The sequence below is a fragment of the Bacteroides clarus genome (genome assembly GCF_015555825.1).
In the GTDB taxonomy this organism is placed as follows: domain Bacteria; phylum Bacteroidota; class Bacteroidia; order Bacteroidales; family Bacteroidaceae; genus Bacteroides; species Bacteroides clarus.
This window is the reverse complement of record NZ_JADNLF010000003.1, coordinates 121,748-135,398: the sequence shown is the minus strand read 5'-3', so window position 1 is coordinate 135,398 and position 13,651 is coordinate 121,748. Positions and strand designations below refer to the sequence as shown.

The following is a 13,651-nucleotide window of genomic DNA, read 5'->3' as shown; positions in this document are numbered from 1 at the left end:
ATGCGGTTTATATTTTTATCAACTCGTAATTCATTGTTCCCAAGCCTATTTTTTCGGCATGACGCAATCCGGCAAGCCAGTCCGTATCGGGATGTATCATGTGGAATTTGTCGCAGCCGCACAAGTCTTCGTGCTCGTGTTTCTTGGCAAGCACATTATCGCTGTGCAGTACGGGAGCCTGAATCACCAAATCCGCGCAAGCCTTATCCAGCGCTACGGGGTCTGCCGACGCCAGCATGCCGAGGTCGGGAATGATGGCGGCATCATTATGGTTCCAGCAATCGCATTCCGGCGATACGTTCATAATGAAACTGATGTGGAAGTGCGGCTTGTCTTTTAGTACGGCAACGGAATATTCCGCTATTTTGTAGTTCAGACGTTCGGACGTATCCCAGTCGCTTACTACGGCAGCGTCATGCTGGCACAGGGCTACGCATTGTCCGCATCCCACACATTTTGCATAGTCTATTTCCGCTTTACGTCCGGCGTTCAGATGTATGGCGTCATGGGCGCAATGCTTTACGCATATATTGCATCCGATGCAGTTTTCGATATCCACCTTGGGCTGCGACGACGCGTGCAATTCCAGTTTACCGCCTACGCTGGCGCATCCCATTCCAAGATTTTTCAGAGCGCCGCCAAATCCGGCCTGCTCATGTCCTTTAAAGTGATTCATGCTGATGATGATATCCGCATCGGCAATGGCGGTACCTATCTTGGGAGCAGGGCAGTATTCCCCGTCTACCGGTATTTCCCTGTAATCCGTACCCTTCAGCCCGTCGGCAATAATCACCTGACATTGGGCGGATATAGGATTGAAACCGTTCTCCATGGCGCTCTGCAAATGGTCTACCGCATTGGAGCGACGTCCGGAATACAACGTATTGCAATCCGTCAGAAAAGGTTTGGCTCCGAAACTGCGGAGCAGGTTAGACATACGTGCGGCATAATTAGGACGGATATACGCCAAATTACCCGGTTCTCCGAAATGTATCTTGATAGCGGTAAAACTGTCTTTCAAAGGAAGTTGTCCGATGCCTGCACGTTTAAGCAGGCGTTCCATCTTGTCTAAAAGATTAGAGGTGGGAGAGGTGCGTAAGTCTGAAAAATATACTTTGGCTTTTTCCATATATATACCTGTTTATTGTGATTATTTTTGCAAAAATAATAGATAAAATTAAATAATGACAGGTATATGACATAAAAAAAGCAGCGGAACAAAATCCGCTGCTTTACACTCTTTTCGTGTGGAAGAACCATGTCTTCCTATTTGACAATTAACCTAACGGGTTCTCTTCCTCGCCGCCGTTCCCTGAACCGCCGCCGCTATTATTACCGCCGTTACTGCTTCCGTCCGTATAGTCTGTGTCGACAGGTACGGAACGGGTAACGCTCATTTCATCCAACGTACGGTGGAATATCTTTCCCGGAGTAAAAACGATACGCTTGGAAAGGATATTACTTGCCTTGACGGCATCTGCGGCATCGGCGCTCTTCGTTTTAATGGTAGGGCGGAACAATCCGAATTCACCCATTTGTACGGTTTTGCCGTCGTCAATATCCTCTGCCATCATGTCTACCAGACCGCTCACCACTAAATCCACCACTTTGCGATGAATACCGCACAGACGGCTGACCTTTGCGCACATTTTGTCGAAACTCACCTGTCCCGAACCGACAGATCTCGCTACATACTTTTCCGCTTTTGTCTTGTCAAAGCCAAACACTCTTTTGGTTACTACATACTCTAAAGCCATAATTGTTAAAGTTTTATTGGTTAAAAAAACAAGGTTTACTATTGCCGTTTGTTTCAACGACTATGCAAAGATACAATAGGTCTTTATTGCCATAGTCCCCTTTTAAACCCTTTAGAAGTATGTTTTTTAAGAAAAGTCATAATCCATTGATTGCTAAATCTTTTTCTTTTTGAGTTACAGACTGCTTCTGCGGTTTCCGACTTTCTAACGGAAAGAAGTCAAGGTAGTAATAAAAGTTTAAGCCGCCGATAGATAAATATGATATCATTAATTAGTATATTTGCAGTTATAAAGTAGAAAACCTTAAAGATATGAAAACAAAATATTGGACGATTGTAGTACTCGCTTTACTGACGGCAATGATGTCAGTGGCGCCTGCCAGCGCAAAACCTGTAACTGTAAAAGGAAAGGTGACGGCAAAAGAAGATGGTTCCGTCATAATAGGCTGCAGTGTACTTATAAAAGGAACCCGAAACGGAACACTGACCGATACTGACGGAAAGTATGCTATCAGCGCCAATACAGGCGATACACTCGTGTTCTCTTATATAGGCTGCATTACCCAAGAGAAAACGGTGAAGTCTGCCAAACTCAATGTTGTGTTGCAGGAGTCTCCTGAAGCGCTCAAAGAATCCATGGTCACCGGTTATACGGTAGGAGAATCTGTGGAAGATGTATCCTCGGAGGAAATACGGATAATGTATGTTCCGGTTCGGCAGGAACTTCCTTCCGAAGAATACAATGAAATCGTAGAAAACGGATTCATGAAAGTAAAGGATACGCCGCTGTCCACTTTTTCCATTGATGTCGATGCAGCGGCTTACGGCAATATGCGCCGCTACCTTAACAAAGGACAGCTGCCGCCGGCAGATGCCGTCCGTACGGAAGAATTGATAAATTATTTTTCCTATGATTATGCGAAACCGACGGGAGACGCTCCTGTAAAGATTACGACCGAAGTAGGTGCATGTCCTTGGAATCCAGTTCATCGGTTGGTTCGTATCGGTTTGAAAGCCAGAGAAATTCCTACGGAAAATCTGCCGGTATCCAATTTGGTGTTTCTGATTGATGTGTCCGGTTCGATGTATGGCGCCGAACGTTTGGATTTGGTAAAGTCATCGCTTAAACTTTTGGTAAATAATCTTCGTGATAAAGACAGAGTAGCCATTGTGGTCTATTCAGGGGCTGCGGGCGAAAGATTGCCTTCCACTTCCGGCAGTGACAAACAAAAGATTAAAGATGCCATTGACGAACTCGAGGCAGGAGGTTCCACAGCGGGTGGCGCGGGTATTGAACTTGCTTATAAAATAGCCCGGAAGAATTTCGTGCCCGGTGGCAATAACCGTATCATTCTTTGTACGGACGGAGATTTCAATGTAGGCATATCATCCGGAAAAGCTCTTGAAAAATTGATAGAGAAAGAGCGTAAAACGGGCGTTTTTCTTACGGTATTGGGATATGGAATGGGCAATTACAAAGACGGTAAAATGCAGGTACTCGCTGAAAAAGGAAATGGTAACCATGCTTATATAGATAATTTGCAGGAAGCCAATCGGGTGCTGGTGAATGAATTTGGCGCAACGATGCATACGGTGGCAAAAGATGTGAAACTGCAGGTTGAATTCAATCCGGCACAGGTACAGGCTTATCGGCTGATAGGCTACGAAAGCCGCTTGTTGCAGGACGAAGACTTTAACAATGATGCGAAAGATGCAGGAGAAATGGGAGTCGGACATACGGTAACCGCTTTTTACGAAGTGATTCCCGCAGGAGTAGAAAGCGACTATGCAGGTAAGGTGGACGAATTGAAATACCAAAAACCGGAAAAGACTGTTCCCGTATCACTTTCCAAGGAATTATTGACAGTGAAACTTCGCTACAAACAACCGGATGGGGATAGTAGTAAGAGAATAGAGATTACTCTTGTGGATGATAAAGCAAATAAAGTATCGGTGGATTTTCATTTTGCTTCGGCAGTGGCAATGTTCGGCCAGTTACTTCGCGATTCCGACTATAAGGGAACAGCCACTTATGACAAAATTATTTCCCTTGCTAAGACCGGTCTTGGTAAGGATGCCAAAGGATATAAAAGAGAATTTATCCGCTTGGTGGAAATAGCTAAAGGATTGGATAAAGAATAGAAACAGGAATTGTTATACAAAAAAGTAAAATGATGATACAACTAAAATATCCTTATTAATGAGTGTGTTTTGAATTTTACTATAATTCTGGAAAAATTATAGTAAATTCTTCCAAAATTTATTAGTAGATATTTCTGAGGTTATAAATGAATTCATTGAAATATAGGTACAAAAAAACGGCAAATCACAGTGTGAAATGCCGTTTTTTTTATGTCTTTTCATAAGTTTAATCGGGGTAAGGATCTCCTAAATTCTCAAAAATAAGCGCTTGCTGTCTGGGCGAAATCCAACGGTGATTGTATGGAAGATAACCTGTTTCGGCTAATAATGTTGCCAATTTTGTACATCTTTTGATACTGCGTTGCAAGCATCTCACCGCATTTTTGGGAGTAGAGCACCCGGGGAAATACATCTGCGCCAATTCGGAAAAAGAAGAAATAGATTTTGCCATTTGCTAAGTTTTAGGTTAATGTTATCAGTTGTTCAGAATACAAATATACGAAAACAGGATACCCTTTGTCAAGTGTTTCGGGCTTTAATTATGAAGTTTCTCAAAATTAGTTTATACGCTCTGAATGACAGAGTGTTTTGATATAAACCGATTCTCAATATCTACTTATAAGTTTTATCTTTATCTCAATTCTGCTTATTATTTAAGAACTGAGTTTATTCCCCGGAAAAGAAATGGCATAGAGGCCCGTTTCCATGTCCGATATGCAGGTCTTTACCATAATAAATAGCTTTGCCTATATAGGCTTTGGCTTGACGGATAGCTTCTTCAAGTCCGTTGTTGCGGGCTGCAAAGGTGGCGATGGCGGAAGAAAGCGTACATCCCGTACCATGAAGGTTGCAACTCTCTATTTTTTGCTGTTCGAACAGGCTGACACTACCGTTGTTGTACAATACATCGCACATTGTGCCGCCGGATAAGTGACCGCCCTTCACCAGTACGGCGCAATGATAGCGGTTTGCCAGCTCACGAGAGGCGTGTTTCATTTCCTCCAGGTCCGTAACGGGGTTGGAAAGAAGCAAAGACGCTTCGCTCAAATTGGGAGTTATCAGGGAACAGAGGGGGAACAGTTCGTTTTGGATAGCGCAAACGGTATCTTCCGTCATTAGTTTTCGCCCGCTGGTGGATACCATAACGGGGTCATAGACGACAAAACGAGACCGGTACTTTTGCAAACATTCTGCTATGATATGCACGATAGCGGCATTGTGTACCATTCCTATCTTGATAGCGGCAGGCTGCAAATCGTCTGTTACGGATATTATCTGTGCTCGAACAATATCCGGCGGGATAGGGTAGACAGCTTGAACTCCCGTTGTGTTTTGCGCTGTAACGGCGGTAATGACAGAGGCAGCGTACCCTTTCAGCGCAGAAATCGTTTTAATATCCGCTTGTATGCCTGCACCGCCGGAACTGTCGGAACCGGCAATGGTGAGAATGACAGGAATAGTTGACATGATAATATAAATGCTTGATGATTAAAATAAAGACGCCGAACGGAACAATTCCTTGAAGTGCCCGATAAAATCCGTTCCCGTCCGTTTCCACATATCTCCCAAAAGAACCGCACCGCCGAAACCTGATGAACTGATTTCGGGGAAATGCGCTGCCGTGACACCACCCAATGCCATTACTTTAGCGTCTATAATGCCTGCTTGCCGCGCCTTTTGCAGGGTGTCGGGAGTATAGGCAGAGGAATACCCCTTTTTGGAAATACTATCGTATATGGGGCTGAGGAATACGTAATCGCAGGTTGTTTTGTATTTTGAGACTTCTTCCAATGAATGGCAGGAGCGGCTGATGTGTCCGGTAAAGCCTGCCGGCGCTACCGGGTTGCGTCCGTTCAGATGGATACCTTTCAAATTTAGGAAAGACGCCAGTTGGAAATGCTCGTGAGTGACGATACGTTCCAGATACTCCGACGGAAGCTTGTTCAATAATTTTTCCATATCTTCATAAGAAGCGCCGGGTTTCCGAAGATGCAGAATCTCAAGCCCTGCATCGAACAGGGAAGTGATTGCTTCGGCTTCTTTTTCAAAGAATACAGGTAGGGTAATCGTTATCAGTTTCATACTTTTCGGGATATTGCTTTTATGTAAGTAAATGTTGAGAATTAATTTATATCAAGATAGTATAAACTAATTGTGCGCATTTACTTATTAAAGGGCAAATCATTCGTTTTCACAGTAAAAGAACGAACGATTGCATGGTTCTTAAATCCACAGTCCATAATTTTCCTGCCAAGACCTCGCCGTAGCCGCAAATGAGCTTCAGCGTTTCACTCGCTTCCACACTGCCTACGATGGCAGGGGTAACACCTACGACGGAGTTGTCGGGAGCGGGCATTTGCAATGTTGCGGTTTCGTCGGGAAACAAATCCCTGTATGTCTTGGGTCGCTCACCGTAACAGAATACGGAAACTTGTCCTTCAAATCCCTGAATAGCGCCGTACACATAAGGCTTGTTCAGCGAGCTGCAACTGTCGCTAATCAGATAACGGGTGGAGAAGTTATCGCATCCGTCTACAATGATGTCATATTCGGCAACCAGACGGCGGGCATTCTCCTGATTGAGACGGAAAGGATAGGCATGTACTTTTACATCACCGTTCAAAGCCTGCAATCTTTGGGCGGCACAGTGTACTTTAGGTTGTCCTACCTCGTTTTCCGTGTACAATATCTGGCGTTGCAGGTTGCTGATACCAACCGTGTCATCGTCCACCAAACCTATTGTACCTACCCCTGCACCTGCAAGATAGAGGGCGACAGGGGAACCAAGTCCGCCTGCGCCTACTATCAGAACTCTTGCCTTATGCAGTTTTGCCTGTCCGTCTTCTCCTATTTCAGGAAGAGAGGTTTGTCTACTGTATCGGGTCATGATGAGAATTATAAGTATAAAGAAAGAGGCTTAAACCCGTTTCAGGTCGAAACTGGCATCCCAGTCTTTCCATACGGGTTCGCGGCCTAAACTTTTTAAGGCTTTGTCCACTTCCACGGCTTTGCGTTCATCGCTGACGTGGAATTGCTCCAATGTCTGCGGATAGCTGTAATATCCACCCGGTTCCGTCTTGCTTTCCGCGCTCATGGTGGTTACTCCCAGAGTAGCCATGTGATCGCGTATGAAAGCCGGTTCGCGGGTAGAATAGGATATATCCACATCATGGTCGAATATCCGCATGGCGAATGTAACTTGCGCCAGTTCTCGGTCGCTCATAATCACGTTGGGTTGGAAACCACCGTTTTCCGAGGGACGCATGCGCGGGAAGTTGACGCTATACTTTGTTTTCCAGTAATGTTTCTGGAGATAGCGCAAGTGGTATGCCATCATGCAAATATCGGTTCTCCACTCTTTCTCCAAACCGATAAGCACTCCCATACCGATGGAATGTACGCCCGCCTGTCCCATACGGTCAAAACCGTTGACACGCCATTCGAATTTGGACTTCATGCCGCGCGGGTGATAGATGTTATAGTTTGCTTTATGGTAGGTTTCCTGAAAGCAGATAACGCCGTTCATGCCATGCTCTTTCAGCTCGGCATACTCTTCGGCTTTCAGGGGCATTACCTCAATCTTCAGGTTACTGAAATAAGGCTTTGCCAAATCGAGTGCGCGGGCGATATAGGGAACGCCGGCTTTGGCGGGGTTTTCACCCGTAACCAGCAACAGGTTCTCAAAGGGAGCGAGCTTTTTGATAGCCTTGTATTCGTTCACAATTTCCTCTTCCGTCAATATGGTGCGGGGCATGGGATTACTGATATGGAAGCCGCAGTACACGCAGGAGTTGGTACAGGAGTTCGTAATATACAACGGCACAAACATGGAAATCGTTTTGCCGAAACGTTCCTCCGTATACTTTTTGCTTAAACGCGCCATCGTTTCCAGATAGGGGACGGCGGCCGGTGAGATGAGTGCCATAAAGTCCTCTACGTCACAATGTTCTTTGGAAAGAGCACGACGTACGTCCGCATCTGTTTTGGAGTGGATGCGGTCGGTCGTCTCTTCCCAGGATATTTTTTCTAATTCGTCTGAAAACATATAATTCTTTTTATTGAATCACTCTTTTTTCTTTAATTCTCTTGACAACCGCATCGCGCAGAAATTCGGCCCGCACATGGTGCAGTATTCTCCGTCGATATGGTGTCCCGCCCGGAAATAGGTCTGTGCGCGTTCCGGGTCGAGCGAAAGGTCGAACTGGTCTTTCCAGCGGAACTCGTAACGTGCCTTGCTCAAGGCGTTGTCGCGTACTTGCGCGCCGGGATGCCCTTTGGCAAGGTCGGCGGCATGGGCGGCTATCTTATAGGTAATGACACCTACGCGTACATCTTCTTTGTCGGGCAATGCAAGGTGCTCTTTCGGAGTAACGTAGCACAGCATTGCCGTACCCAGCCAACCTATTTGCGCCGCACCGATGGCAGAAGTGATATGGTCGTACCCCGGAGCAATATCCGTAACCAGCGGGCCGAGCGTGTAGAACGGCGCATTGTGGCACTTCTCTATCTGACGTTCCATATTCTCCTTAATCTTGTGCATGGGCACGTGTCCGGGGCCTTCGATGAAAGCCTGTACATTCTTGTCCCAGGCACGGAGCACAAGCTCGCCCATGGTATCGAGTTCGGCAAACTGCGCTTCGTCATTGGCATCGTACGTAGAACCGGGACGCAGGCCGTCGCCCAAGGAAACGGCTACATCGTATTGCGCCAATATATCGCAGATGTCATCGAAATGCTCGTACAGAAAGCTCTCCCGGTCGTGTACCAAGCACCATTTGCTCATGATGCTTCCGCCGCGGCTTACGATACCGCACAGACGTTTATCCGCCAGGTGTACGTTGTGGCGGCGGATACCCGCGTGTATGGTGAAGTAGTCCACGCCTTGCTCGCATTGTTCAATCAAGGTATCCCGATAGAGTTCCCAAGTGAGCTCCTCTACTTTGCCGTTCACCTTTTCCAATGCCTGATAGATGGGCACCGTGCCTACGGGAACCGGGCAGTTTCGGATAATCCATTCGCGCGTTTCGTGGATGTTTTCTCCGGTAGATAAATCCATTAAAGTGTCACCGCCCCATTTGCAGCTCCAAAGTGCTTTTTCCACTTCTTCGTCGATGCTTGAAGTGGTGGCGGAGTTACCGATGTTCGTATTGATTTTCACAAGGAAGTTACGGCCGATAATCATCGGTTCGGCTTCGGGATGATTGATATTGGCGGGAAGCAAAGCACGCCCTTCCGCTATTTCTTGGCGGACGAATTCGGGAGTGATATGCGTTTCTATTCCTAATTCGGCGCAATTCATGTTCTCGCGAATCGCCACATATTCCATTTCGGGAGTGATGATGCCTTGCTTGGCATAATACATCTGCGTGCAGCATTTGCCTTGTTTGGCGCGATAGGGTAATGAGATATGCTCAAAGCGCAGGTGGTCGAGCGACTTGTCGTCACGGCGCATACGGCCGTATTCCGAAGTAATTTCCGGCAACTGCTCCACATCGTCACGACGCAAAATCCAGGGCTCGCGCAGACGGGGCAATCCTTTTTTAAGGTCAATCTCTATATCGGGGTCGCTGAACGGACCGCTGGTGTCGTAAATGTAAATGTCCGGATTGGGAGTAATGACTTTTTCTTCTCCGACAAAAGTCGTACTGGGTACTTGCTCTACTTTGCGCATAGCCACGCGCAGTTCCGGATATATGTTTCCCGACAGGTATACCTTTTCCGAACGGGGAAATTTAATTCTTGGTTTCATAGCTTATTTAATAATGTGTTTTATTCATTGAGAAAGGCTGTAAGGGGAGAACTGGCCTCGGCCACAAAGTTATCGGCCTGCAATCCTAAACCGGCTTCATAAGCCATGCGTCCTGCTTCTACGGCTTGTTTGAAAGCCTCTGCCATGGCTACGGGATTGCCCGCTACGGCAATGGCCGTGTTGACCAGACAGGCGGAAGCGCCCATTTCCATTGCTTCGGCGGCATGGCTGGGAGCACCGATGCCGGCATCTACCACCACAGGTATGGTGGCCTGTTCGATGATAATCCGCAGGAAGTCGCGGGTCTGCAATCCTTTATTCGTACCGATAGGCGCACCCAGCGGCATGACGGTGGCGGCTCCGGCTTCTTCCAGACGTTTACAAAGCGTAGGGTCTGCCTGACAATAGGGAAGAACTATAAAGCCTAACTTTACCAGCTCTTCCGTAGCTTTCAGGGTTTCGGTGGAGTCGGGAAGAAGATAGCGCGGATCGGGGTGGATTTCCAGTTTCAGCCAGTTGGTTCCGAATGCTTCGCGTGCCATTTGCGCGGCAAATACGGCTTCTTCGGCGTTGCGCACGCCGGAAGTGTTGGGCAGAAGCTGGATATGGGGATGACGGATATGCTTCAGCATATCATCTTCTTTATTCTCCAGCTCTATACGTTTCATGGCCACCGTCACCATTTCCGTGCCGGATGCCAGAATGGACTGCTCCATGATTTCATTGGAATTGAACTTTCCCGTTCCCAAAAACAGGCGGGAGTTGAATTCACGTCCCGCAATGATTAATTTCTCCATATCTTATTTATTTGTTAGTTCGGTGATTGTCTGTTTGATTGATTGCCGTAAGTATTCTCCGCATTTCTTCCACCGGATTATCCGCCCGCAGCACGGTACCCGAAAGGGCAATGCCCGTAACTCCTGTCTGTATGACAGACGGAATATCTGCGAAGGTAATTCCGCCGATAGCGACGATAGGCAGGTTGATGTTCTCCGTGCGCATTTGACGGATAATCTCTTTATATCCTTCCAAACCCAGAATAGGACTGAGCTTTTGTTTGGTGGTGGTATATCTGAACGGTCCGCAGCCGATGTAATTTACTCCGTCGAGCCAATGCTTCTTTACATCTTCGTATGTGTTGGCCGTACCGCCTATGATATATTCGTCTCCGAGTATGCGCCGCGCTTCGGCAACGGGCATATCATTCTTGCCGAGATGTACGCCGTCAGCACGAATTTCCCTGACCAGTTCCACATGGTCGTCGATAATGAATATTGCGCCGCAATCATTGCATAATTTTCGTATTTCCGTCGCTATGGGCAGTATCTCCTCTTTTCCGGCATCTTTCATGCGCAGTTGTATCCATCGGCAACCGCCTTCCAAAGCCATACGGGCCGAGTCGAGGTAGGAATACTTTTCGGTGTAATGTGTAATGAACTGAAGTGATTTCATAGGCTTATCCGCCGCAGGCAGCTTTTATTATAACGATAGATATTCCTTCGGACAGAGCATAATCCGTCCATTCCGCACGTGGAACCATGCGGTTATCGACAGCAACGGCGACGCCTTGCGCCGGCAGGGAAAGTTCATTTGTCAGTTGTAAAAGGGTAACGGCCTCGGTTTCCACTTCTTTGTTGTTGATTAATACTTTCATGTTTTGTTTCTGTTAAGTAAAACAATGGAAGTAAATACAAAGAAGTACCGTTAAGGTAAGTTCCAAAAAGAAAAAATATCCAATTCCTACGGCAGTACTAACTGCATCAGGTTCGAGGGTATAATCTCAGCCCGTCGGGGCACCCCTTTGTCTTTACGGTGGCAAAGGTAAAGGAAAATAAAATATAAAAAACAAAAGGAGAGGATTTTTTATCAAAGGGAAGCAAAATGAATAAAAAAGATGGGGATGTGCCAATCGAAATTTTGACACATCCCCACCGGAAGTAACTCCAAAAGGAATTTTTTTTATGGATTATGCAATGCCATGAGCCGTTGCACTGGCATCAATCTTCTTGATAAGCCCTTGCAGAACTGCACCCGGACCGCATTCCGTAAAGTCGGTAGCACCGTCGGCAACCATATTCTTGACTGTTTGAGTCCAGCGTACGGAAGCTGTCAGCTGAGCCACAAGATTCTTCTTGATTTCAGCCGGATCCGTATGAGGAAGAGCGTCTACATTCTGATAGACAGGGCATTTCGGAGTATGGATTTCAGTAGCGTTGATAGCTGCTTCCAATTCGACCTTGGCAGGATTCATCAGCGGAGAGTGGAATGCACCGCCTACCTTTAAAGGCAAAGCGCGCTTCGCTCCGGCGGCTTTCATCAGTTCGCAAGCCTTGTTGATGCCTTCAATGGAACCTGAGATTACGATTTGTCCCGGACAGTTGTAATTGGCAGCCACGCAAACCTCGCCTTCCGCACTTACCTGTGCGCAGATTTCTTCCACTTTTTCGTCCGGCAAAGCAATGATGGCGGCCATAGTGGAAGGCTGCGCTTCACAAGCTTTCTGCATTGCCATGGCACGGGCATATACAAGTTTCAGACCGTCTTCAAAGCTCAACGCGCCGGCGGCAACCAATGCGGAGAACTCACCGAGTGAGTGACCGGCAGTCATTTCCGGTTTGAAATCATCGCCCATACAAAGCGCGGAAATTACCGAATGAAGGAATACGGCAGGTTGCGTTACTTTGGTTTGGCGCAAATCTTCGTCCGTGCCGTTGAACATAATATCTGTAATACGATATCCGAGGATATCGTTTGCTTTTTCAAAAAGTTCTTTGGCTAAAGCCGAATTTTCGTACAAGTCTTTACCCATTCCTACGAACTGAGCACCTTGACCTGGAAATACAAATGCTTTCATATTTACTTATTTTTAGTGTTTAATTAAAAAAGTGGTGCAAAGGTATAGGTTTTTCTGATAACCACCGCACAAATGAACGTTTTTTGTGCAATGCACTATTTTTACATGTGGTTAGAATACAATATGTACCACCTTCAAAGGACAGGCAGGCAAACGGTAAAATCCTTATAAATTAAGCAGTTTACAGTTATTGTATATCTTACAATTACTTATGCCGGGTATCCGCTTAAATTACATATTGTATTTTATACGATAACACAATAAGTTCATATTGTAAAATGTATGATATGTATTTACCTGTAAAATAATGCTTTATAACATCATTAAAATATTCTTTTTTCTTTATTGCAAATTAGAAAAACCTCATTATATTTGCAGCCGTTAAACATAAATATTATGCAAAACATGGAACATAACATGCCGTTGGCCAACAATCATATTTCCGTAGATTGTGTAGTGATCGGTTTTGACGGAGAGCAATTGAAAGTTCTGCTGATTAAACGGGCGGGAGAGGAAGAAGGTGAAATCTTTCATGACATGAAACTTCCCGGCAGTTTGATTTATATGGACGAGGATTTGGATGAAGCTGCCCAACGGGTACTGAACGAATTGACAGGTCTCAAAAATGTAAATCTGATGCAGTTCAAGGCATTCGGTTCCAAAAACCGCACCAAAGACCCTAAGGATGTACATTGGCTGGAACGGGCCATGCAGTCCAAAGTGGAGCGTATCGTAACCATCGCATACCTCTCGCTGGTAAAGATAGACCGTGCGCTGAATCGTGATTTGGACGATTATATGGCAAGTTGGGTGGCTTTGCCGGACATCAAAGCGCTGGCATTCGACCATAACCTTATCATCAAAGAGGCTATGACCTACATCCGCCAATATATAGAGTTTAATCCATCGTCATTGTTTGATTTGCTGCCGCGTAAATTTACGGCATCCCAGCTTCGCACCTTATACGAATTATTGTACGGCAAACAGATTGATGTGCGCAATTTCCATAAAAAGATAGCCCTCATGGAATATGTGGTTCCCTTGGAAGAAAAACAACAAGGCGTAGCCCACCGCGCTGCACGGTATTATCGGTTTGACAAAAAGATATATAATAAGGTGAGACGATGAAAGCATAAATCATAAATTAAAA

The 13,651-nt window shown here is 46.0% G+C and carries 14 protein-coding genes and 1 riboswitch; of the genes, 2 read left to right on the top strand and 12 right to left on the bottom strand.

Annotated features, from left to right (window positions below):
- Positions 1–7: 7 nt before the first annotated feature.
- Positions 8–1,129, bottom strand: coding sequence for a DUF362 domain-containing protein (locus I2F54_RS04640; RefSeq protein WP_195500617.1), 1,122 nt, complete (start codon positions 1,127–1,129; stop codon positions 8–10).
- Between the two features lie 148 nt (positions 1,130–1,277).
- Positions 1,278–1,757 carry an HU family DNA-binding protein gene (locus tag I2F54_RS04635; protein WP_009120989.1) on the bottom strand — a complete coding sequence of 160 codons (480 nt, stop codon included), beginning with the start codon at positions 1,755–1,757 and terminating at the stop codon, positions 1,278–1,280.
- Between the two features lie 311 nt (positions 1,758–2,068).
- Between I2F54_RS04635 and I2F54_RS04630 the strand changes: the two genes are divergently transcribed.
- Positions 2,069–3,898 carry a vWA domain-containing protein gene (locus I2F54_RS04630; RefSeq protein ID WP_195500616.1) on the top strand — a complete coding sequence of 610 codons (1,830 nt, stop codon included), beginning with the start codon at positions 2,069–2,071 and terminating at the stop codon, positions 3,896–3,898.
- A 226-nt stretch (positions 3,899–4,124) separates the two neighbouring features.
- Here the strand turns inward: I2F54_RS04630 and I2F54_RS04625 are convergent, their stop codons facing one another.
- From I2F54_RS04625 to fabD, 10 genes are all read right to left on the bottom strand, one after another.
- Positions 4,125–4,349: a DUF4248 domain-containing protein gene (locus I2F54_RS04625; protein WP_022219150.1), complete on the bottom strand. Its 225-nt coding sequence runs from the start codon at positions 4,347–4,349 to the stop codon at positions 4,125–4,127.
- Between the two features lie 215 nt (positions 4,350–4,564).
- Positions 4,565–5,365, bottom strand: coding sequence for a bifunctional hydroxymethylpyrimidine kinase/phosphomethylpyrimidine kinase (gene thiD / locus I2F54_RS04620; RefSeq protein WP_195500615.1), 801 nt, complete (start codon positions 5,363–5,365; stop codon positions 4,565–4,567).
- 21 nt (positions 5,366–5,386) lie between these two features.
- On the bottom strand, positions 5,387–5,980 hold the full coding sequence (locus I2F54_RS04615; protein WP_195500614.1) for a thiamine phosphate synthase: 594 nt from the start codon (positions 5,978–5,980) through the stop codon (positions 5,387–5,389).
- A 109-nt stretch (positions 5,981–6,089) separates the two neighbouring features.
- Positions 6,090–6,785, bottom strand: a complete 696-nt coding sequence (locus I2F54_RS04610) for a HesA/MoeB/ThiF family protein (RefSeq protein ID WP_195500613.1) — start codon at positions 6,783–6,785, stop codon at positions 6,090–6,092.
- A gap of 30 nt (positions 6,786–6,815) precedes the next feature.
- Positions 6,816–7,943 carry a 2-iminoacetate synthase ThiH gene (thiH, locus tag I2F54_RS04605; RefSeq protein ID WP_195500612.1) on the bottom strand — a complete coding sequence of 376 codons (1,128 nt, stop codon included), beginning with the start codon at positions 7,941–7,943 and terminating at the stop codon, positions 6,816–6,818.
- Between the two features lie 18 nt (positions 7,944–7,961).
- Positions 7,962–9,647: a phosphomethylpyrimidine synthase ThiC gene (gene thiC / locus I2F54_RS04600; protein WP_087411935.1), complete on the bottom strand. Its 1,686-nt coding sequence runs from the start codon at positions 9,645–9,647 to the stop codon at positions 7,962–7,964.
- 20 nt (positions 9,648–9,667) lie between these two features.
- Complete coding sequence (locus I2F54_RS04595; RefSeq protein WP_022219144.1) at positions 9,668–10,444, bottom strand: thiazole synthase; 777 nt, start codon at positions 10,442–10,444, stop codon at positions 9,668–9,670.
- A gap of 7 nt (positions 10,445–10,451) precedes the next feature.
- Entirely contained in the window at positions 10,452–11,099 is a 648-nt protein-coding gene (locus I2F54_RS04590) for a thiamine phosphate synthase (RefSeq protein ID WP_195500611.1), read from the bottom strand.
- A 4-nt stretch (positions 11,100–11,103) separates the two neighbouring features.
- The gene (gene thiS / locus I2F54_RS04585) at positions 11,104–11,301 is read right to left on the bottom strand and encodes a sulfur carrier protein ThiS (RefSeq protein ID WP_009120978.1); all 198 of its coding nucleotides are present in this window, start codon (positions 11,299–11,301) and stop codon (positions 11,104–11,106) included.
- A gap of 66 nt (positions 11,302–11,367) precedes the next feature.
- Positions 11,368–11,458: riboswitch (TPP riboswitch) on the bottom strand.
- A gap of 155 nt (positions 11,459–11,613) precedes the next feature.
- Positions 11,614–12,501, bottom strand: a complete 888-nt coding sequence (gene fabD / locus I2F54_RS04580; RefSeq protein ID WP_009120977.1) for an ACP S-malonyltransferase — start codon at positions 12,499–12,501, stop codon at positions 11,614–11,616.
- Positions 12,502–12,897: 396 nt separating this feature from the next.
- On the opposite strand from fabD, the gene I2F54_RS04575 reads away from it, so the two are divergent.
- Positions 12,898–13,629: an NUDIX hydrolase gene (locus tag I2F54_RS04575; protein WP_039950345.1), complete on the top strand. Its 732-nt coding sequence runs from the start codon at positions 12,898–12,900 to the stop codon at positions 13,627–13,629.
- The last annotated feature ends 22 nt before the right edge of the window (positions 13,630–13,651 follow it).